Origin of the sequence: Streptococcus sp. 27098_8_99, from assembly GCF_041431935.1 — a bacterium.
Lineage (GTDB): Bacteria > Bacillota > Bacilli > Lactobacillales > Streptococcaceae > Streptococcus > Streptococcus parasanguinis_D.
In genome coordinates, this window is sequence record NZ_JAPVYQ010000002.1 from 1 (window position 1) to 21061 (window position 21061).

The following is a 21061-nucleotide window of genomic DNA, read 5'->3' on the forward strand; positions in this document are numbered from 1 at the left end:
TTATTCCGTTTTTTCTTTTTTTATCAAGCGTAACCGACGCTTTAATTTTTGTGAAACTTCTCTATGCCGAAAGTCCACTTCTTCTGATTTTAACTTAGAGACAATTTCTCCACTGCGCGTTTGGAACTTGGCTTCTCTGGCAAATTGGATACTGGCGTTTAAAATACAACCAATAATCATGATTTTGGCTACCAAGATGAACCAAAACATGATAACCGCTAGGACGACCGAACCGAAGAAACGAGCATCTAAGAAATGACTCACATAACGATCTACATATTTCCAAAAGATATTCAAGATTGCATACAGGACAGCAACAACGAAGGTCGCCCCTGGAAAAACATATCTAAATTTTGGAATTTTAACATTTGGAAGGGTGTAATAGAGCAAGACCAGACTGACAAAAAGTAAGAGGTAGATGGTCGGCTCTGTCAAATTCAGTAAGCGCACATAAATCGTCCGATCAAATGAAAAGGTCTTATAGAGATAACGAACGATCATTTTCCCAAACATGGAAAGGATCAGCGAGAGTCCAAACAAGCCCTGCAAGGCAAAACTGATCAGAAAGCTAAAGAGTCGCCCCCAGATAATACCACGCTCCTTTTCCACCCCATAACTCTTGTTATAGGCTTTTTGGAGGTAGGCAATGCTCTGAGAGAAGATCCACAAAGCAGAAATAATCGAGAAACTCAGTAAGCCTGTCGAAGGTTTGGTCAAGACACTCGAAATCATCTGTGCCACTATTCGATATAAGGAGGCTGGCAAAACTTTCTGTAAGCTTAAAAGAATCTGAGTGGGACGAATATGAAAGTAGGGTAAAATATTGGCTGCAATCAGCATCAAAGGGAAAATGGAGATCAGTAAATAATAGGCTACAGCAATGCTGGTGATATCAGACTCTGCACTCTGATAAAACCGCACGAAGCCCTTTATAAATGGCTGTTCCAGTACTTTTTGTAGGACCTTTTTCATTCGTCACCTCCCCATTTTACTAAAAAAGAGCAAAGAGCGAAACCAGACACTAGCCTTCAGCTCCATTCTTTCCTCTCTATTTTTTAGTATGTTCCTTCTTCACCTTGACTAGTCAAGATCACTGGACCATCTTTTGTAATCACAAATTGATGCTCGTATTGACAAGAAAGTCCACCGTCGAGGGTCTTATGGGCCCAACCAGTTTCCATATCTGTATCAATCTCCCAAGTACCGGTATTGATCATTGGCTCAATCGTCAAGACCATCCCTTCACGTAAGCGAAGACCGCGTCCAGCACGACCATAATGTGGGACCATTGGTTCTTCATGCATGGTAGGCCCGACACCGTGTCCGACCAAGTCACGCACAACGCCATAGCCCTTGCTTTCCGCATACTCTTGAATCGCTGCGCCAATATCTCCCAAGCGATTACCTACGACCGCTTTCTCAATTCCTTTGTAAAGACATTCTTTGGTCACGTCCATCAAATCTTTGACTTCTTGCGAAACATTTCCCACCGCATAAGCCCAGCAAGAGTCCGCCAAGCCACCACTATAAGACTCAGTGTATTTCTTCACTTGGGCTACATTATCAAAATCTAATTTCGATACATCCAAAACAGATTTATCCAGCGGTTCTGACAAGACCATGTCTACCTTGAGGAGATCACCATCTTTGAGAATGACATGACGTGGAAAAGCATGGGCTACTTCGTCATTCAAACCACAGCAAGTCGCATAAGGATAATCCATGAGACTGCCTTCTACACCGATCTGAAGCGGCAAGACATTGGCTTCTTTACAGCGACGACGGACATATTCTTCTACTTCCCATAGGTCAAGCCCTGGCTTGATCAAGTCACGTAATCCAATATGAATGCTGGCAAGGAAATCTCCTGCACGATCCATGGCTTCAATTTCACGTTGTGATTTTAATGTAATCATTGTCTCCTCATTTCTTTTGTTTAATTAATCTTAATCGTAATGGTTGCTTTCGCGACTAGCTGCAGATCTAAATACAAGCTAAAATCAACCAAGGCCGAACGTCTAGTTCGCCGAACAAGTTGAGGTTCAATGCGGATCACATCATCCACCTGCACAGCCTGTAAAAAATTGATGATCAACTGTTCGACAATCAAGCTACGCCCACTGTGTTGCATCATCTTGCGAACAACCTTCATCAGCACTTCGATCATGACCCCATTGGCCAAAACACCACTTTTCTCCAGCATACTTGGTTCCACTGTGAATTGGTAATGGTCGTTCTCTGTTTGAATCTTTTGGCCAATTTGCTCACTAAAGGTTGGTAGGCTCGAAAACTGCACCTTGCTAATCCGATCCATGACATCCCGACGCGTAATAACACCCAGCAAGGTCTGGTTATTACGAACAACAGGAATCATTTCATAATCTTCAGCGATCATCCGTTGGCTAATCGTCGCAATGCTGGTGGACAAATTGGTGGTAAAAATGGTCCGTGACATCACCTTATCAAGGGTCGTCTGAGGCGCCTTATCTCCAGCATCTCTCATGGTCACGACCCCCACCACCATCTGGTGCTGATTGACAACCGGAAAACGACTAAAGCGATTCTTTCGAACCAAATCTAAATAATCCCGGACCGTATCTGTCTCAGAAAGATAGCCGTACTCATGGAAGGGCCGATAGATCTGCTCGACTGTCAAGATATCCGTCTTGATCTGCATGTTAGACAAGGCCTTATTGATCATGGTCGCGACGGTATAGGTATCATGTGAAGTTCGGATGACTGGGATTTGTACCTGATTGGCCAAATCAATCACATCCTCACTGACCTCAAAGCCACCTGTCACCAAAACTGCATTCTCATGTTTCAATGCCAATCGTTGGATGCTAGTGCGGTCTCCCACGATCAAAAGCCCACCTTCAGACACATAGTTTAGGACGTGCTTTTCCGTCATGGCACCGATGTAAAATTTATTAAATTCTTTTTCGAGACCTTCCTCACCTGCTAATATTTCAGAACCGGTGATTTCTAAAATTTCTCGATAGGTCAAGTGCTCTAGTACAGCTTTTTTCGATTTGACACGGATAGTCCCGCTTCTAGGACGCGTTTCCACAATTCCTTGATTTTCAGCTTCTTTAATGGCACGATAGGCTGTCCCATCACTGACATTCAAAAAATTGGAAATACTGCGGACACTGACCCGTTTTCCAATCGGTAATTTTTCGAGATAGTCTAAAATCTCTTGGTGTTTACTCATAGAAGTCCCCTCTACCTAGGCGGAAATCATAATAATCGCGCATTTTACGCGTATAGCGGTCACTCCCTTTGAATTGACGAAAGAGACGAAAGCCAGCCTTTAAAGCAACCTTTTGACTCCCTGCATTTTCAACATGGGTGACAATCTTAAGCTCCTTCAGTTGAAATTTCTCAAATGATAGATAGACCAACTCTTTGACCGCTTCAGTCATCAAACCCTTTCCCCAAAAATCTTTGCGTAAAAAGTAGCCTAACTCAGCCTCTCCCTTAATTTCATCCAACTTTTCAAACTTGATGGAGCCGATCATCTGATTGGTTTCCTTATCACAGATTGCCCAAACCCCCAAAGGATTTTTCATGAAATAGTTGGCTAGTACATATTGAGTTTCAGCAAGATCGGCTTGAGCAGGAAAGATAAATTGTAGGTTATCAGGATTCGAAGCAATCTTATAAAAATCTTCCGCATCCTCAAAGAGAAAAGGTCGTAAGTACAACCTTTGTGTTTCAATCAGTGAATAGGCAGCTAAGTGCGTCCAAATATTCATTTCAAACTCCAATGTTCATGTATCCAGCCACCACTATCAGATCCCAAGTTCTGTCACTATTCCTCTACCAACTGGATGTCTGCTCCAAGTTGAGTCAATTTATGAATAATATCTGAATACCCGCGAAGGATGTATTCCACATTTGTAATTTCTGTTGTTCCAGAAGCCATAAGACCGGCGATCACTAAAGCCGCACCAGCTCGAAGATCCGTCGCTTTCACACTGGATCCTGTCAATTGATTTGGCCCTTCATAAATAATGTGGTCGTTCAAGGTCGAAATGTTGGCCCCCATTTTAGCCAATTCTGGTACATGGTTGACCCGCTTTTCATAAATCGTATCAACAATGCGCCCACGTCCTGCAGCCGTTAAGAGCAAAGGTGTGATCGGTTGTTGCAAATCAGTCGCAAAACCAGGATAAGGAGACGTTTTGATCTGGATGGCCTTCAGGCCTGTTTGCTTTTCTACAAAGATGCTATCTTCGGAAATGGTCATGCGCACACCCATTTCCTCTAACTTGGCAATATAGCTCTCCAAATGCTCATACAGGACATTATTGATCTGGATACCTTCTCCAATAGCAGCTGCAAGGGCAATATAGGTTCCTGCTTCGATGCGATCTGGAATCACCTGATGTCTCGTTCCATGCAATTGTGGAACACCATCAATGATTATGATATCCGTACCTGCTCCCCGAATATGGGCTCCCATGTTGTTGAGCAAGGTTACCACATCGATAATCTCAGGTTCCCGCGCAGCATTTTCGATCACTGTCCGACCTTCAGCCTTGACCGCTGCCAAAATCGTATTGATCGTTGCACCGACACTAACAGTATCCATGTAGATGTTTGCTCCTTGAAGAGGCTTGCCATCAGTCGCAAGTTTCATACTAGAGCCATCCATGGTCATAGCGGCTCCCATTGCTTCAAAGGCCTTCAAATGCAAATCAATTGGACGTGGTCCAAGGTCACACCCACCAGGAAGCCCAACCGTTGCTTGACCATAGCGTCCTAATAAACTGCCATAGAAATAATAGGAAGCTCGCAGACTGTTGATCTTTCCAAATGGCATGGGCATATTCTTCACCCCACGTGGATCAATGATCAAACTGTCTTCTTTGCGCTCGATCTTAGCCCCCATGATGGTCATGATTTCAATCAGACTCGCCACGTCGGAGATATCCGGTACCCCATCAAGGGTCACGATATCATCCGCCAGAATGGTCGCCGGAATCAGGGCTACTACACTATTTTTTGCACCACTAATGGTCACCTCTCCTTTTAGAGGGCGACCACCATTTATTACAATTTTTTTCATCTTAATAATTTATTAGCTCTTTCAAGTCTTTTTCCTTTTACTATCGTTTTTTGCAACGGAAATAAAAGGGACAACGTATTCAAAATACTGCATCTATTATACCACAGATCGACCTATTTTTCCATCTGTAGGAATTTTCAAAACGAAAAAAAGCTAGGATCAACTTGACCCTAACTTTTCCATTTCAACGAATTATTTTACAGCTTCTTTCAAGGCTTCAACCTTGTCCAAACGTTCCCATGGAAGGTCGATATCTGTCCGTCCCATATGGCCATAAGCCGCTGTTTGACGGTAAATTGGACGTTTGAGGTCAAGCATTTGGATGATTCCTGCTGGGCGAAGGTCAAAGATTTGACGCGCTGCTGCTTCTAATTTGCTTTCAGCGACTGTTCCAGTACCGAAGGTATCAATACGAACAGAGACAGGTTGAGCAACCCCAATGGCATAAGCCAATTGCACTTCTGCTTTCTTAGCAAGACCTGCCACTACGATGTTTTTGGCAATGTAGCGAGCTGCATAAGAAGCAGAACGGTCCACCTTAGTGGCATCTTTACCAGAGAAGGCACCACCACCGTGACGTGAATAACCACCATAAGTATCCACGATGATCTTACGACCTGTCAAACCGGAATCCCCTTGAGGTCCACCGATAACAAAGCGACCAGTTGGGTTGATGAAGAATTTGGTCTCCTCATCTAGATAAGAAGCTGGAATCACTTCCTTGATGACCTTGTTAATCACATCTTCGTGGATTTGTTCATTGCTGACATCTGGATCGTGTTGAGTTGAAATAACCACTGTATCCACGCGCACTGGCTGGTCATTTTCATCGTACTCGACAGTGACCTGTGACTTGGCATCTGGACGAAGATAGCTAATTTCCCCAGACTTACGAAGCTCTGCCAAACGACGAACCAACTTGTGGCTGAGTGAAATCGGTAATGGCATGAGTTCTTCTGTTTCATCCACTGCAAAACCAAACATGAGACCTTGGTCTCCTGCTCCGATCAAATCAAGTGGATCTTGATCTGCATTCCCACGAACTTCCAAGGCTTCATTAACCCCTTGGGCAATATCAGGAGATTGTTCCACCAAAGATGGGTGTACTCCTACAGTTTCAGCTGAGAATCCATATTCCGTATTAGTATAACCAATCTCTGCAATGGTATCACGAACCACACGATTAATATCCACATAAGCAGTCGTTGAAATCTCGCCAAAGACATGCACGGAACCAGTATAAACAGCTGTTTCGGCAGCCACGTGAGCTTCTGGATCTTGCTCTAAAATAGCATCTAAAATAGCATCTGAAATTTGGTCTGCAATCTTATCTGGATGCCCCTCAGATACAGATTCAGACGTGAAAAGTTTACGTTCTGACATAAAAATGTCCCCCCTTAAAAAATATTGTTATAGAGTTACAAAGTACTGATAGATAGACTATCACCTTATCGGGACCATATAACACTTCATTATAACACATTACATATGATATGGAAAATTATTTTTCAGAAAGCCCATTAAATCAGCTTTTTCGGGCCTATGCACTACCTAATTAAATCAACTTAAACAGTTCTCAAAGTTCCTAAAAAGTTCACAAAAAAATACCCCGTAGGGTATCTATCAATTTACGAGTTCAGCAGGCAAGATTTAGTACCCTCACACGGTGCTTTTTTTATCTTCAAAAATGGTAGGCGTCCGCTTACCAATGGGTACTCGAAAACCTACCATCTACTTAAATGATAACAGTTCTTTAAAAATTTTCAACCCTATCTACTTTAATCAGTCTCCATTTTTAAATAATATAGTTCCAATAAATACCAAGACTCCTACCACAAGCGGTGGTATATGATTAATCACCCAATCCGGATCACCCGCAGCAATAAATGAAAAAACATAAATAGCTGCTGCTATATAAAGAGTTGTTTTATTGCCCTTTGCTTTTCCATTCCACAAGAGGATAGTCGCTATAAAAAAGCAAATAATATGGACACCCAAGAAATACAAAAAAGCAATAGCCCATGCTCCTAATGCAAAGACAGCTAATAAAAGTAAAACTAGATAAACAATGGCTAAAAACAGAGCAATAGAAAGTATTACAGAATTTCCAACTCTCTTCTCTGGCTTCATTTCATTGTTAGGAAGAAGACTTTCATCTGAAACAAATTCCTCTTTTTCTTTATCTACTTCAGGATTTTTCTGTTGATCTGTCATAACTCTCACCTAAGCTTTATCTTATTTTTCATGCTCTCTTTAAGACTATTATACAAACTTTCACTACTACTTCCACCATATTCATACGTTTCATTCATGATACTTTTAAAATAGACTGGAAGCTTCCCTAAATAAAATCAGCCTCAGCAATAGCTCTTTTCACTTCTTCAATTGGTAAATTGACCAGTTCTACTTCTTTTTCACGGTAAAGATACTCGGCATATTCATCGATGCGGTATTGATGGATATAAACGACCCGCTTGCAACCAACTTGAAGCAACTGCTTGGTACAATTGAGGCAAGGAAAATGCGTCACATAAGCTGTAAAGCCTTTAGGAATTCCACGTTCTGCTCCTTGCAAAATCGCATTGACTTCCGCATGAATCGTCCGGACACAGTGTCCCTCGACCATAAGACAGCCATCCTCTAGACAATGATCTGTCCCAGAAACGGATCCATTATAGCCTGTTGCAATGACCTTATTATCCTTAACCAGAACAGCACCTACTTTCGCTCGATTACATGTCGCCCGATTCGAAATCAGTAAGGCCTGTGCTGCAAAATATTCATCCCATGCTAGTCGATTGTGTGTCACCTTTATATCCTCCATCTCTCCTCATATCGGTTACGATTATTTTCATTATAGCATGAAATAAGCAAGAAAAAAAGACTGAGAAAATCATCTCAGCCTTATAAAATTATTTACCAAGTTTTGCTTTAGCTGCATCTGCAAGAGCTGTGAAAGCTGCTGCATCGTTAACAGCCAAGTCAGCAAGCATTTTACGGTTAACTTCGATCTCAGCCAATTTCAAACCATGCATCAATTGTGAGTATGAAAGTCCGTTCATACGAGCTGCCGCATTGATACGTGTGATCCACAATTTACGGAAGTCACGTTTCTTTTGACGACGGTCACGGTATGCATAGTAGTAAGAGTTCATTACTTGTTCTTTTGCAGTACGGAACAAGATGTGTTTAGCTCCATAGTAACCTTTAGCTAATTTAAGAATACGTTTACGACGTTTGCGTGATACAACGCCACCTTTAACACGTGCCATTTATATTTCCTCCAATATTTCCTAGAATTCTTTACTTACGAATACGCAATTATTTCAAGCGAGTAAGCATTGCTTTGATACGTTTGAAATCTCCTGCATGCACCATAGATGCTTTACGAAGATGACGACGTTGTTTCTTAGTTTTTCCGTGGAAACGGTGAGAAGTGTAAGCACGGAAACGTTTAAGTCCACCAGAACCTGTACGTTTGAAACGTTTAGCTGATGCGCGGTGTGTTTTTTGTTTTGGCATGATATTTTCTCCTTTTTTTAACTTTCTGACAGATTATTTCTTGTCAGTTGCTGGCGCCAATTGCATGAACATTTGACGTCCATCCATCTTAGCTCGTTGTTCGATGATCGCCACATCTTGTGTCGCTTCAGCGAAGTCGGCTAAAACTTTAGCACCAATCTCTTTGTGGGTAATCATACGACCCTTAAAGCGAATGGATACCTTCACTTTATTTCCTTTTTCAAGGAATTTGCGAGCATTGCGAAGTTTTGTATCGAAATCACCCTTGTCAATCACTGGGCTCAAACGAACTTCTTTCACGGTCACAACGCTTTGTTTTTTGCGTTGTTCTTTTTGCTTCTTCTGATACTCAAATTTGAACTTACCGTAGTCCATAATTTTCGCAACAGGAGGTTTAGCTTGAGGTTGAATGAGAACCAAGTCAACATTAGCGTCGTCCGCAAGTGCTTGCGCTTCGCTAAGTGGTTTGATACCCAATTGCTCACCTTCAAGACCGATTAAGCGAACTTCACGTACACGAATTTCATCATTGATGAATAAGTCTTGCTTTGCTATGGTTTTCACCTCTTTTTTATTATTCGAGAAAAACAAAGAACGGACCTGCAAAACAGGCCCGAACTACATGATGTATTTCATTACTGAAACTTGATCCGTAGGGGCCAGGCAACTTGCGTCACAAGGCGAGAAGTTCTCACTTCTGCTTTTCTCAACTTTTATATGATATCAAGTTTTTTATTCTTTGTCAAGAAGTTTTTTTGCTTTTTCTTCAATAAAGGCAACAACATCTGCAATTCCAACACCCGTTGTGTCAAAATGAATGGCATCTGCTGCAGGTTTCAAAGGAGACACAGCACGGTGGCTGTCCTTATAGTCACGTTCAGCGATTTCTTTTTTTAACAATTCAAGATCCGCTGTGATGCCCTTTTCAACATTTTCCTTGAAGCGACGTTCTGCCCGCTCCTCAACCGAAGCAACCAAAAAAATCTTCAGCTCTGCATGTGGCAAGACAACTGTCCCAATATCGCGACCGTCCATGACGATTCCACCCTTCTCTGCAATCTCTTGCTGAAGAGCCACCAACTTTTCACGGATAGGCGCAAGCGCTGCGACCCACGAAACATTATTGGTCACTTGGTTATCACGAATTGGATGGGTAATATCCACGTCCGCTACAAAGACAAGCTGCTCTCCTTCTTCCGAACGACCAAAACTAATTGGATATTGATCTAAAAGGGCTAAGAGGTCATCTACCTGTTCGGCTGTCAGATTATTTTGTAAAGCTAGGTAAGTCGCTGCACGATACATAGCCCCCGTATCTAGATACGTATAGTCTAGATCCTTGGCAATGATCTTTGCAACCGTAGATTTTCCACTTGAAGCCGGTCCATCAATGGCAATTTGAATTTGTTTCATGCTGTCCTCAACTCCTACTGAATCTTAACGACATCACCAGGATTGGCATACCAAGATCCTGTAGACATATGAGAAGGATTTAACTGTTCCAATTGGGCAATGGAAATACCCGCACGCGCAGCAATCGCTGCTTCCCCTTCACCTGCTTGAACAGTGATCGTACCTTCTTCAGAGTTCTCATCTTTTGAACCATCGTCTTTAGCTGCTTGGTCAGTTTGTGCTGCAGGAGCCGATGTTTTCTGTTCAACCTTAGTCTCACCATTGTAGAAACCAGACATTTGTTTTGATTTATTGCTGCCACCTGTTGAAAGGAAAATCAACAAACAGACCATTGCCACTACTACTACAAAGAAAATAATGGCTAAAATCGTCAACAGACGATCTGCCTTGATTCCATTTAACTTACTCGTTCTTTTCAATGTTTCTTCTCCATCATCGTAAATATCTTCTTCCCATGGTTCTTTTGCCATGACTTCCTCCTTGTTTTTTCTCGTAAAAATCATTACAATAGAAGTATGAAAGTTACGTTAATACCAGATCGTTGCATCGCTTGCGGTCTCTGTCAGACCTATTCTGATTTATTTGATTACCATGACAATGGCATCGTTAAATTTGCTGCTGAAGAGGACGACCTCCTTGAAAAGGAGGTTCCTGTCACAAACGATGTTCTCGAGGCTATTAAAGAATGCCCCACTCGTGCTCTCTTAAAAGATTAAGAGGGCTTTTTATTTGTTTGCATAATACATCTCGTAGTAATCCACATGGATGAAATTGTCCGTCAGGATTACTTCTCCCTTAAAATAAGGATTTAAGGCAAGTGCATTGATAAAGTATTTTTTCGGCCATTTACGCATACAGAATGTCCGACTGCGCGAACCATCATTAAAAATGAGCTTGATCGATTTCTTATTTACTTCGACCTTTTCAATCGAATTAATCTTCACCTTGATTGGAGTAAAAGGATTAGCTGTAATAATCCGCAAGATCCCATCCTCATAGATCGTGAAGTAACGATGGACCCCAATCGCTAGCAAGACCATAAATAAAAAGAACGAAAACAAAACTAGCGTTGGCACACTAGAGCTCTCATACATCAAGGCCAGTCCAATAAAGACCGGAATCACTGCAATGGACCAATAAGTCACAAGAATGGATAAGTCCGGTTGCCAATGATAATGGACCTTTCCGAATATCTTAATCATGAGCATACCCCCATCTAATAGTTTAGCATAAAAAACAAAAAAAAGGGAGCCAGACAGCCAAAATCACAAAGATTTTTACCTGCTTGCTCTCCTTTTAATTGGATTTATCAGTTGGAACTTTAAAGAAGTCTTTAGAAAGGTAACCTTTCCCACTAATCAAGTCGTATTCAACCATTTTCAAATCCTCTGCAATTTCTTGTGCTTCTCCTTCCAAGGCCTTTTTATCGACACTTGCTTTTTTCAGTACTTCTGTCAACAAAGCATAGTAAGGCGAAACTTTTGAATTGGTCTGTTCAAAGACCATAGCAGAGAAATCACTTGAATTGACCAAAGGATAGTTCAATTTCGGTGCATCAAAATTACTCCAAATGAAGTAGTCTGTCTGATACTGACTCTCCGGATTATTCTTAAAGGCGGACTCAGGATAAAGACCTGGCAAATGATCCCCATAAAATACCACTGTAATCTTCTTATCGATTTTAGAAAGACTTTCCAGAAAGGATTGGGTGGCAGTGTCAGTTTGTGAAAGTAAACGACTGTAGAAAGTCAGTTTTGAATTTTCTTCATCACTAAAACCTTTACCTTTGGCATCCAAGGTTTCTGGATTTGCTTCTAACCATGGAGTATGATTTTGCATGGTCATCACAGAAAAGAATTGTCCTGTTTTGTCGTTTAAATTATCCAAAACAATATTATAGGTGGATTCATCACTCGGACTAATTCCTTCTTTTCTAACAGTTATCCCCTTAGTATTAATCGTGATAAAGTCGCTAAAATTCAGCCTTGAATATACAATGTCCCTAGAATAATTTGCTCCACCAGCTAAATGAATAGCTATTTTATTTTTGCTAGAATAAGTATTACTTATAGAAGGAACATCATGAATTTTAGGGAATACCTCTGTATACAATACCGAAACAGTTGGTGATATATTATAGAATGGCAAACTTGTTAAAGTTTGAAACTCCATATTTGCTGTTCCACCACCATAGCCATCTGAATGCATTTGACCACTCGTGTGGGTTTTCATAATGTTTTCAATATTTGGAATCGGGTTTTCCGTGAGCTCAACACCTTCAACCTTTCTAGGATCAGAAAAACTTTCGCTCAGAATATAGATAACCGTTTGATCATTTAAGTAGTTACTTCTATCCCTATTAATCTCATTCGATAAGTTAGTATATTTTTGAGCTATTTTCTCGAGACGTTCTTTGGAATAACCATCTGGTTTTGGAATAACTTCCGTCGTCAATTGATTCATCCAAACGTAAGATAACCCTTTATAACGGGCATTGGTCGTATTACCTAACCAATTAATATCTTGATAATTATTTAACGTGCTAATGATTGGAACATTGGCCTTGATCTTTCCGTTTTCTTTATCACTGAATATCCCATTGACACTCTTAAAACATAGGAGCATCAATGCAATAGCTCCGATTTGTATTTTCCATGAAGAAATAATTCTTCCTTTAAAGAGGTACTTTTTCCCGACAATTAGTAGACAAACCAGGAAGACCACCAATAAAAAGATGTAAAATATTTGCACTTTGTCCATAAAGCTCAAAAGCGTCATTGGTTTGGTCAACCAAGTTAAATCACTTGGTAAAACTGGTTCATTCCTCATACCAAACTTGATGGAATTTGCAACTACAAAAGCAATGGAAACAATGGAAATGAGACAGGTAGCAATCCAATATTGATTGATACAAATGTAAACAAAGATAAGGATCGTTGTCAGAATGAGAATTTGAAATAAGATGGCATCTGGAATCGTGTAATGAACGCCTAAGAAGGGTTCTGTTCGACCTAAACTGAATTGGATAAAATAATTCAATACAATTGCAATAGTGGTACTAGAGAAGAACACTAAAGAAAAACTTGGTTTGTTCTTGACGAAATCTCGTTGTCCCTTTGTATATAAGAAGCCAAGCAAGGAAATCAATGGAAATAGAATGTATAAGAATTCATTTGTTAACCAAAATTGCTGAGCTGAGTATTTGCCAATTTCAAAGGCCTTATACAAAAAATTATCTGTCCGATAAATGAGGGTCGAAAAATTTTTGTCTGTTACGATAAAGGTGATCAAGAGTTGCGACAAGACCAGATACTGATAGTTCTCGCCAATCTCTTCTCCTCCTTTTTTCCGACTCGGTAGCTTATCATAATGCTGTCTTAATAGAACCAAACCACCTGTCAGAGCAAACAGAAGGAAAATGACTAGGAAGGAGTCCGTTCTAAAGAATGGATGCTTATCAAAATTCCAAACCTTGTATTTCGGATTATTCAAATAAATTGTGATTTCCGTCAAATAAGAAAGTGTATTGTAGACCAAATAACTGACAATCAGCTTTAAAGGAAACCATTTTTTAAAATTGAACTGGGATAATATTGGAATTAATAGCAAGAAACTAATTCCAAATAGAATTCCTAAAAAATTAACATATTGTAGGACAGTTCCTGTTGCTTTGTTATGAACTGCAAGATTATTCTGAGCTAGGTAAAAATTAAAAAAAGAAAATAGAACGAAAGTAACCCCATAATACCACTGAGTTCTTGAGACTTTCGATAATGCTGAGAGGATAAATTCTTTAAAATTAAACTCTTTTTTCCGTTTCATTATTTCACTTTCTTTATCATTCTTTTTAATATATATTTCACAGCTCTTGCAGGACCGATTACGATATATTTCAAGGCTCCTTTGATCCCCCCAATTTGATTAAAGTCCACAAAGGTATGGGGTTGGAGATCTTCACGATTGTTCAATTGCTTATTATCAATAAATGGTGTCAGAACATGTGGGTTTTGAGAGATCCTAAAGTCATATTTTTGGTCCCAAGCAATGTAGATCAATAAACGTTCGATCGCATGCAATATCGAATTTTGAGGTAGAGGTTCAGCTGGAACATCTGCTGCTGTCAAATTCAAATCAAAAAGTGGTTTCAAAGCATTATATTTAAACCAAACAAAGGTCCCATAACTCATAACAAAGGTATTGAGATTTTTGAAGTCAATCGTCTTGGTCGCTCCCATCCGTTCCCAGAGCTTGTTCATCTCTGGTGAAATAAGAGCCTCATTCCAGGCAACCACGATTCGATTGTAACGGAAGAAAGTTGGAATATCTGCGATAGTGATTCCGACTTTTGGATTGACTTCCATGTTGGCAAGGATTTGATCCGCTGGCTTCACTAGCATCTCAATCAATTCTTTGCGCCAAGATTCACCTGCCCAAAAATCTGCTTCTTTTGATTTTTTGGTATGGAAATGACCTACATAATCATAACGGCAGAGTTGCTCTTTTAGGAGCAACATTGGCAACACATCTCGTCCAATGTTTCCAGTCACCACAACCGTGGCATCTTGTGCTCGATGAGAAAGAATTTTCTCAATAGCCTGCTTCTTCTCTTCTACATCTGTCGTGATCCATAAGTCATAAGCAAAATGAAAGGCTTGGAAAGCATCTAGAAATTCTTCCAGGAGGTCCACATAAAAGACATGAAGATGAACCGCAACTTTTTTACCAAACTCTCCAGCTAATTCCTGGTTTTTCAAGTACTTACGAGACAAGAGATAAGGATAGTCTGGACGATCAATCATAGACATGTGGTTAAGAATCAAATCTAATGGATAGTTCGATACACGCTCCAACTCATCAAAAATATAAGGCATAATTCCTTCATTGTTTGCAATGGTTTTGACTTTGATGAAAGGAACCTTATGATTGAGAATCGCTGTAGGATTGTAGTAAGAAAAGTCTGGATAGAGCATCCCAGTTGTGTCTTCATGAATGGTATCAAAGACCGTCTTATAGCGAAAACCAGCATCCAAGAAATTCGTTGTGACCTTGGTCTCGTAGTTATCAATCACATCTTGAACATTGGTGAAGTCTTGAACACCCTGCCAAAATTCTAGGAAGGCGCTTGATGTCAACACCTGTTTTTTAAAACTGAGATAATAACTCTGAATATGCTCGTTAAAATCCTTGTCTTTTCGGTAATTGGTCATTCCCCAGAAATCCACTTCATCATCATGTTCAAACTGCTGATAAATGGGTTCTAGATCCCAAAGCGGTCCAAAGCAGGTATCATTCATAAGGGTAACCGAATCAAAATGAGCCAGTTGGTCAAAGCCGACTGTCTTCATTCCATCCCGCCAAGCCGCAAAGTCAAAGCCACTATTTTGGCGCTCTAGAATATCGTCTACCAGATGTTGTGCTACTAAATTAGACTTCACATCTTCTGGTAGTTGACTATTGGAGATAAAGACCACCCGCGAATACAAGGGGCGAATCTTTTCTAATTGATAGAGTACATGCCCACTAATAAAATTAAACTTATTGTAGTGAACATATAAAAGTAAACGTTGCATATTATTTCCTTATTCTAAAGAATTTCAAGATCTTTGTTGGAATGGTCCAACGGCGAGAATGGATGACTGTATTATATGCTTCTTTCGTAGCTTGTAACTCTGCCTCAAGATTTTTCAAACTATTTTGACAATCTAACATTTCGGCAGCAAAAACTTTTCCAATATAATCCGGTGCAGAGGGATTATCTATAGAAATCATTTTATAGCTCAGTTGATACACACCTTCTTCTTCAACTTCATAAATCAATTGAGGATCTAGTTCACAAAAAAGAAACAAACTATCTGTAACGATACCATTACTATAAACTGGCGAGCAAACCTTTCCGTTAGAATCTCTCAATTCAACATCAGAGTAATAACTTGGACTTTCAGACAGATCAACTCGGATAACAGAAGTTCCCTTCGGAATTTCGATTGCCAGACTATCTTCTTTTTGAAGAAGTTTGGTCATGGTACGATCTTCCGAATAAGTATTTTCTTCGTCACCAAAATAAATTGTAACAGACTCCATTCCGATGTGTGAAAGAGAATCCATTGGTTTGGAAAGACGAATCTCATAAGTATTATTACGATCTAAAAGGATCTTCGTCATCTCTTTAAAATCAGCATTTGGATACTTATCAAGATAGTCCAGTTGTGTTTGTAGTAACTTATGAAAACGACGTTCTAATCTTTTAAAATCAGTAGGACGAGAATCCGATCCTTGATTAATGGTATAAGCAACTGTCGCTTCATCCAGATAGGCTAAAGAAGTCCGTTGAAAGAGTTCCAATTGGAGGTTGAAAGTATCATCTGATGTCGTTAAATCTAACTCTTGATTGACTTCTAACATCAGATCTCTTTCAACTAACCATGTAGAGGCCATGGTAAAACCTCTTGTTGCTAGCATCTTTTCATAAGTATCTGCTAATGGGATCGTATGATTAGCAAAGCCTGCCTTAGAAACGAGAGTTCCGTTTTCATCATAAATATCAAAATCCGTATTAGACCATTTGCAATCAGGCTTACTTTCTAATAAATCAACCTGTTTCTGAAGTTTTAAAGGGTCAACCCAAAAATCATCTCCGTCACAGCGAGCAATGTATTGCCCCTGTGCTTCCTTACAGATAGCTACCCAGGTTTTGGCGATTCCTTGATTCTCATTCTGATAAAAGGCACGGATCAGATCAGGGTAGTTGGCTTGATAATCCTGAATGATAGAACGAGATCCATCGCTTGAAGCATCATCGACCAAGATAATCTCATAAGCAAACTCTGTTTGTTGGGCTAAGAAGCTATCAATCGTCTTCTTTAGCCAGGGCTCTTTATTAAAAACCGTACAAATAATCGAAACAAAAGGCGTCGTTTCCATATTTCCCTCAGTCTAGTCAGTCATTGACCATGTTCCATTGCGTTGGATTAAGCCACTTGCCGAATCCATTGCTGATTTATCATCCAAAGCGATATCATCTCGATTGATAAAGATCAGAGGGGTCTGGGTGGCATCTGAAAAAGCCAACATCTGCCCTTCCTCATCCCTTACTGTCACTTCCAATTTCATTTTTAAGTCATTTACAGTTGGCAATGAACAAGTATAATGAACCGTTTTGTGTCCAGCTCCACTCATCAGTTGATTCATAGAATTATCATTGTAGATCCAAATGTTCCGATCAATATCCGTTAAAGACAGAGCGATATAGGTCTGGATATCTTCACGAACATCAAAATCAATCTGGAACTGAATAGGATCTTGAGGACGTAATTTGTTTGAGCTTAACAACTGAAGCTGAAAATTTTCAACCAAGACATTTTCTTCCTGGTTTGAATTACCTGCTCCATTAGCTTCTCCTCCCTGTTGCAAAGGAGCTGTATTATCAAAACTGTACTGATTGGCAACATTTTCTGGACTTCCTAAAGCCTTCACCAAACCATTCTCAATCAAAACAGCCTTGTTACAATATTTCTTGACAGCTCCCATATCATGGGTAACCAGGATCGTGGTTTTCCCTGATTTCTTTCGTTCTTGGAAGTAATCGTTACACTTGCGTTGGAAGGCTTCATCTCCTACTGCTAGGACCTCATCCAAAATCAAGATATCCCCTTGGGCCTTAATGGCAACCGAAAAGGCTAGACGAACCTGCATGCCTGATGAGTAGTTCTTGAGCTTTTGGTTCATGAATTCATGCAACTCAGCAAAGTCTACGATATCATCATACATGGCATCAATTTCAGCTGTCGAGAAGCCCAGCATAGCCCCGTTCATATAGACATTTTCACGACCAGTCAGCTCTGGGTTAAAGCCCACTCCAAGCTCGATAAAGGACACCAGTTTCCCATCGATGGTGACGGTACCTTTTTCTGGCACATAGATTTCAGAAATAATTTTCAAGAGAGTCGATTTTCCAGAACCATTTCGACCTAGGATCCCGAAAAAATCACCTTTTTCTACTTCAAAAGAAATATCCTTAAGCACATGTTGTTCTTTGTATCCTTTGATTCCTTTGAAGCGATTGACCAAGGCAGTACGAAGACTATTGGTTGCCTCTGTTGGCAACTTAAAGTACTTGCTGACATGGTCTACTTTTACTGCAATTTGTTTATCTGTCATTAGAGAATCTCCGCAAATTTCTTAGCATGTTTGTTAAAGTAAGCAAAGCCAGCGACAAAAATAAGAATTGGTAAAACATAAGGAATCAAAACCAAGAACTTATTTTCCACCAAAAGCCAGACAGGGGTGTTGGCTTTATCAATCAAGAAGTAACGCATGTCTTGAATAATTTGAGCCAAAGGATTCATCATTACCAACTTAGCAGCCCATGGATTACGGTCTGCAATAAAGGTAATCGGATAGATAATTGGCGTCGCATACAAGCCTGCTTGCAGGAGTACTTCCCAAACTTGACCTAGGTCACGGAAACGGACAAAAAATGTCGCTAAGATCAATGCACATCCTGTCGCCATCAAGAACAACTCAAAGAATAGCGGAATGACCATCAAAGCTGTCCAAGAGAATGTCACTCCATTAAAGAATGAAAAAATCAAGACCACTACAAGGTTAATAACAAAGTTGATGGCTGCTCCTGAAATTGCAGACAAGACAATGATGTGTTTGGAGAAATTCAATTTCCGCAACAAGTCGCCTCGACTAACGATCGACACCATCCCCATAGATGTGGCTTCTGAGAAGAAGCCCCAGATTACATTGGCCAACAAGAGGGCAACTGGGAAATGGGGAACATCTCCACCCAAACGTAAGAATCGGATGAAGACAATATACATGATCGTAAAGGTCATCAAGGGCTTTAAAATCGACCAAAGATAACCAATTGCTGATCCTTGGTAGCGTAATTTAAAGTCTGTTTTAATTAATTCTCGTAATAAAATTCGATTTTTCTGACTAAAAACGTCAAACATTATTTTTTACCTCGATATGCAAACTTTGTCAGAATCAAGCTGGTAAACACAAAGGTGTGAAAAGCCCGGTTCTTCCGGTAACCGTACTGACGAATCCGTCTCAAACGTTCTTTTAGTGGAACATCCATAATGGTGACAAAGTTTTCAATGATTTCTTTAGTTTGGGAACTGACAGGCAGATCCAATAGATTTTTTGCTTGTTCTTGACTGGACTCAATGAGATTCCAATATTTAGCAAACAGAATATGAGGGCGAACCCAGTTTTTGACCCGTTTTCTAAGGGTACGAGCTCCCAGAACATTGCTACTGTGTTGCCGGTACAGTTCTGTTGGCTGATCGATATAGATGAGCTTTCCAAAGGCAGTGACCAACAAGGCCAAATACCAATCATGCATGAGGAGATCATGTTTTTCTTGACCTGTCCATAACTCTGCCAACGCGTGGTTAATCATGGCTACACCGCCAGTTACCGTATTTTCTGTCAGCTCTTGAATCAATTCCGTATTGGCATGATCAGACTGGGTGCGAATCATACTCTCATGCTGCACGTTCAAGTTTTCATCGACCACTTTTAAATCTGTGTAGACCAGCAAAGGCACTTCTTGAGGGTGCTTCTTGGCTTCTGCTACTTGAAGAGCAATTTTTTCAGGAAGCCAGACATCATCTTGGTCACTGAAGCAATAAAGATCTGCTTTCTCATATTTCAAGAGGGCATGGAAGCTCTTGATAACACCGAGATTTTCGATAGCTCCTTGGTTGATAAAGCGAATGCGCTCATCCTGGGCCACCAACTCTTGAATAATCTCTACCGTACCATCTGTCGACCCATCATCTCGGATCAAGAGTTGCCAGTTTTGATAAGTCTGGTCTTGGATACTTTTGACCTGCTCTTTTAGATACTGTTCACCATTATAGGTGGACAACAAGATATTTACTTTCATGATAAGAATAATTCCTCGTACTCACCTACAATTTTTTCCCAGGTAAAGTTTTGCTCCATATTGGCCTTGGCTCGTTGACCCCATTCAGATACATCTTCTAAAGAATCAACCTGATCAATCAAATGCGCCAAATTCCCAGTTTCTTTAGTCCAATATTGAGCCGAATCCTTTGCAACCGTTTGGTTAAAGGAGACTCCTAAAACTAAATTCAGATCCGTCTGAGCGAGAGCCTCTAGGAGACCAGGATTGGTTCCACCCACTTCATGACCATGGATATAGGCAAAGGCTTCTTTACGGATATACTTCAAGAGATCTTGATCATAGACCGTTCCTACAAACTTAACACGAGGATCCTGATTAAATCCAGTTCGAGCTCGGAGCTCCTCAAAATAAGAATTGCCTTCCTGGTTACAAATGATCACCAAATCCCGCTTTGTGGAAGAGGTCATAAATTCACGAATGGCGGTCTCATAATTATTTTCTGGGACAAAACGACCCAAAATTAGGTAATAGTTTTTCTCCTGAGTCTGCCACTTGTGATAGAATTCTCGGACATTATTATCCTGACTGTTTAGGCTGGTCGGAGACAAGTCCGTTCCATAGGCGATATAGGTCGTCTTAGACCAAGGGTAAGCTTCCTTGATATAGGACTCAATACCAGGGTTGTCTGAAATTACCAAGTCCGCATGACGCGTCATGATCTTTTCAGAATACTTAAGATAGGCTTGGATCGGCTTGGCCCACTTGGCCCTCTTCCACTCCAGTCCATCTGGGTTGATATAGAATCGTCCCCCCAATTTATGGATCTTACGCGCAAAAGGCGCTACAAAGGCTCCGATTGTATTGCCCAAGACGTAAAAAATCGGCTGTTCAATTCCTTGTTTCTTAATAAGCTTCAAGGCGTAGTTGATGGCCATCATATCATAGGCGATGACACGCGCAGGCCCAAGTTTCGGTGCTTTAATGGTAAAACAATCGACACCCTTGTAGTCAAAATGGTAATAAGCTTGATCATTAGAAAGGCAGGCAACATGGTACTGGATATCTGAAGACACTTGATGCGAAACCAATTGGTCCACAAAAGTCTCAAAACCGCCATATTGAGCTGGAAGCCCACGACTTCCGATAATAAAAACATGTTGCATAGA

The 21061-nt window shown here is 40.5% G+C and carries 22 protein-coding genes and 1 other annotated feature; of the genes, 1 reads left to right on the forward strand and 21 read right to left on the reverse strand.

From position 1 onward, the window contains the following. The 13 genes from O3605_RS01370 to O3605_RS01430 all read right to left on the reverse strand — a co-directional run bounded on the left by O3605_RS01370 (position 1) and on the right by O3605_RS01430 (position 10479). A complete protein-coding gene (locus O3605_RS01370; protein WP_371585113.1) occupies positions 1-972 on the reverse strand; it encodes a YihY/virulence factor BrkB family protein in 972 nt (323 codons plus the stop codon). Between the two features lie 83 nt (positions 973-1055). Beyond that, positions 1056-1916, reverse strand: a complete 861-nt coding sequence (locus O3605_RS01375) for a methionyl aminopeptidase (RefSeq protein WP_003003694.1) — start codon at positions 1914-1916, stop codon at positions 1056-1058. A gap of 20 nt (positions 1917-1936) precedes the next feature. Next, positions 1937-3214, reverse strand: coding sequence for a CBS-HotDog domain-containing transcription factor SpxR (spxR, locus tag O3605_RS01380; protein ID WP_371585114.1), 1278 nt, complete (start codon positions 3212-3214; stop codon positions 1937-1939). After that, positions 3207-3758 carry a GNAT family N-acetyltransferase gene (locus O3605_RS01385; protein WP_003003737.1) on the reverse strand — a complete coding sequence of 184 codons (552 nt, stop codon included), beginning with the start codon at positions 3756-3758 and terminating at the stop codon, positions 3207-3209. The genes spxR and O3605_RS01385 overlap by 8 nt, the downstream gene beginning before the upstream one ends. 56 nt (positions 3759-3814) lie before the next feature. Then, positions 3815-5074, reverse strand: coding sequence for a UDP-N-acetylglucosamine 1-carboxyvinyltransferase (gene murA, locus O3605_RS01390; RefSeq protein WP_070589247.1), 1260 nt, complete (start codon positions 5072-5074; stop codon positions 3815-3817). Between the two features lie 192 nt (positions 5075-5266). Continuing rightward, positions 5267-6457: a methionine adenosyltransferase gene (gene metK / locus O3605_RS01395; RefSeq protein WP_371585115.1), complete on the reverse strand. Its 1191-nt coding sequence runs from the start codon at positions 6455-6457 to the stop codon at positions 5267-5269. Positions 6458-6856: 399 nt separating this feature from the next. Beyond that, on the reverse strand, positions 6857-7288 hold the full coding sequence (locus O3605_RS01400; RefSeq protein ID WP_371585116.1) for a hypothetical protein: 432 nt from the start codon (positions 7286-7288) through the stop codon (positions 6857-6859). 127 nt (positions 7289-7415) lie between these two features. Continuing rightward, positions 7416-7883, reverse strand: a complete 468-nt coding sequence (locus O3605_RS01405; protein ID WP_049490930.1) for a deoxycytidylate deaminase — start codon at positions 7881-7883, stop codon at positions 7416-7418. 103 nt (positions 7884-7986) lie between these two features. Further along, a complete protein-coding gene (gene rplT / locus O3605_RS01410) occupies positions 7987-8346 on the reverse strand; it encodes a 50S ribosomal protein L20 (protein ID WP_000124834.1) in 360 nt (119 codons plus the stop codon). Positions 8347-8395: 49 nt separating this feature from the next. Then, the gene (rpmI, locus tag O3605_RS01415) at positions 8396-8596 is read right to left on the reverse strand and encodes a 50S ribosomal protein L35 (RefSeq protein ID WP_003003453.1); all 201 of its coding nucleotides are present in this window, start codon (positions 8594-8596) and stop codon (positions 8396-8398) included. 33 nt (positions 8597-8629) lie between these two features. After that, on the reverse strand, positions 8630-9160 hold the full coding sequence (gene infC, locus O3605_RS01420; protein ID WP_003003721.1) for a translation initiation factor IF-3: 531 nt from the start codon (positions 9158-9160) through the stop codon (positions 8630-8632). 16 nt (positions 9161-9176) lie between these two features. Then, positions 9177-9305 (reverse strand) — a sequence feature (ribosomal protein L20 leader region). A 23-nt stretch (positions 9306-9328) separates the two neighbouring features. Continuing rightward, on the reverse strand, positions 9329-10009 hold the full coding sequence (gene cmk, locus O3605_RS01425) for a (d)CMP kinase (RefSeq protein ID WP_371585117.1): 681 nt from the start codon (positions 10007-10009) through the stop codon (positions 9329-9331). A gap of 14 nt (positions 10010-10023) precedes the next feature. Further along, positions 10024-10479: an SAG1386/EF1546 family surface-associated protein gene (locus O3605_RS01430; protein ID WP_223325727.1), complete on the reverse strand. Its 456-nt coding sequence runs from the start codon at positions 10477-10479 to the stop codon at positions 10024-10026. A gap of 45 nt (positions 10480-10524) precedes the next feature. Here O3605_RS01430 and O3605_RS01435 point away from each other — a divergent pair, with 45 nt between their 5' ends. Then, positions 10525-10725 carry a ferredoxin gene (locus O3605_RS01435; RefSeq protein ID WP_371585118.1) on the forward strand — a complete coding sequence of 67 codons (201 nt, stop codon included), beginning with the start codon at positions 10525-10527 and terminating at the stop codon, positions 10723-10725. Between the two features lie 9 nt (positions 10726-10734). On the opposite strand, the gene O3605_RS01440 is transcribed toward O3605_RS01435, so the two are convergent. From O3605_RS01440 to cps2T, 8 genes are all read right to left on the reverse strand, one after another. Next, entirely contained in the window at positions 10735-11211 is a 477-nt protein-coding gene (locus tag O3605_RS01440) for an EbsA family protein (protein WP_070586082.1), read from the reverse strand. 94 nt (positions 11212-11305) lie between these two features. Further along, a complete protein-coding gene (locus tag O3605_RS01445; RefSeq protein WP_371585119.1) occupies positions 11306-13831 on the reverse strand; it encodes an LTA synthase family protein in 2526 nt (841 codons plus the stop codon). Continuing rightward, positions 13831-15579 carry a rhamnan synthesis F family protein gene (locus tag O3605_RS01450; RefSeq protein ID WP_371585120.1) on the reverse strand — a complete coding sequence of 583 codons (1749 nt, stop codon included), beginning with the start codon at positions 15577-15579 and terminating at the stop codon, positions 13831-13833. Before O3605_RS01450 ends, O3605_RS01445 begins: the two co-directional genes overlap by 1 nt. 1 nt (position 15580) lies before the next feature. Further along, positions 15581-16930, reverse strand: a complete 1350-nt coding sequence (locus tag O3605_RS01455) for a glycosyltransferase (RefSeq protein WP_371585121.1) — start codon at positions 16928-16930, stop codon at positions 15581-15583. Positions 16931-16942: 12 nt separating this feature from the next. Further along, entirely contained in the window at positions 16943-18166 is a 1224-nt protein-coding gene (locus tag O3605_RS01460) for an ABC transporter ATP-binding protein (RefSeq protein ID WP_371585122.1), read from the reverse strand. Continuing rightward, on the reverse strand, positions 18166-18972 hold the full coding sequence (locus O3605_RS01465; protein ID WP_003003247.1) for an ABC transporter permease: 807 nt from the start codon (positions 18970-18972) through the stop codon (positions 18166-18168). Before O3605_RS01465 ends, O3605_RS01460 begins: the two co-directional genes overlap by 1 nt. Beyond that, complete coding sequence (locus O3605_RS01470; RefSeq protein WP_371585123.1) at positions 18972-19913, reverse strand: glycosyltransferase family 2 protein; 942 nt, start codon at positions 19911-19913, stop codon at positions 18972-18974. The genes O3605_RS01465 and O3605_RS01470 overlap by 1 nt, the downstream gene beginning before the upstream one ends. Beyond that, the gene (cps2T, locus tag O3605_RS01475; RefSeq protein ID WP_371585124.1) at positions 19910-21058 is read right to left on the reverse strand and encodes a beta 1-4 rhamnosyltransferase Cps2T; all 1149 of its coding nucleotides are present in this window, start codon (positions 21056-21058) and stop codon (positions 19910-19912) included. Before cps2T ends, O3605_RS01470 begins: the two co-directional genes overlap by 4 nt. Positions 21059-21061: the final 3 nt, after the last annotated feature.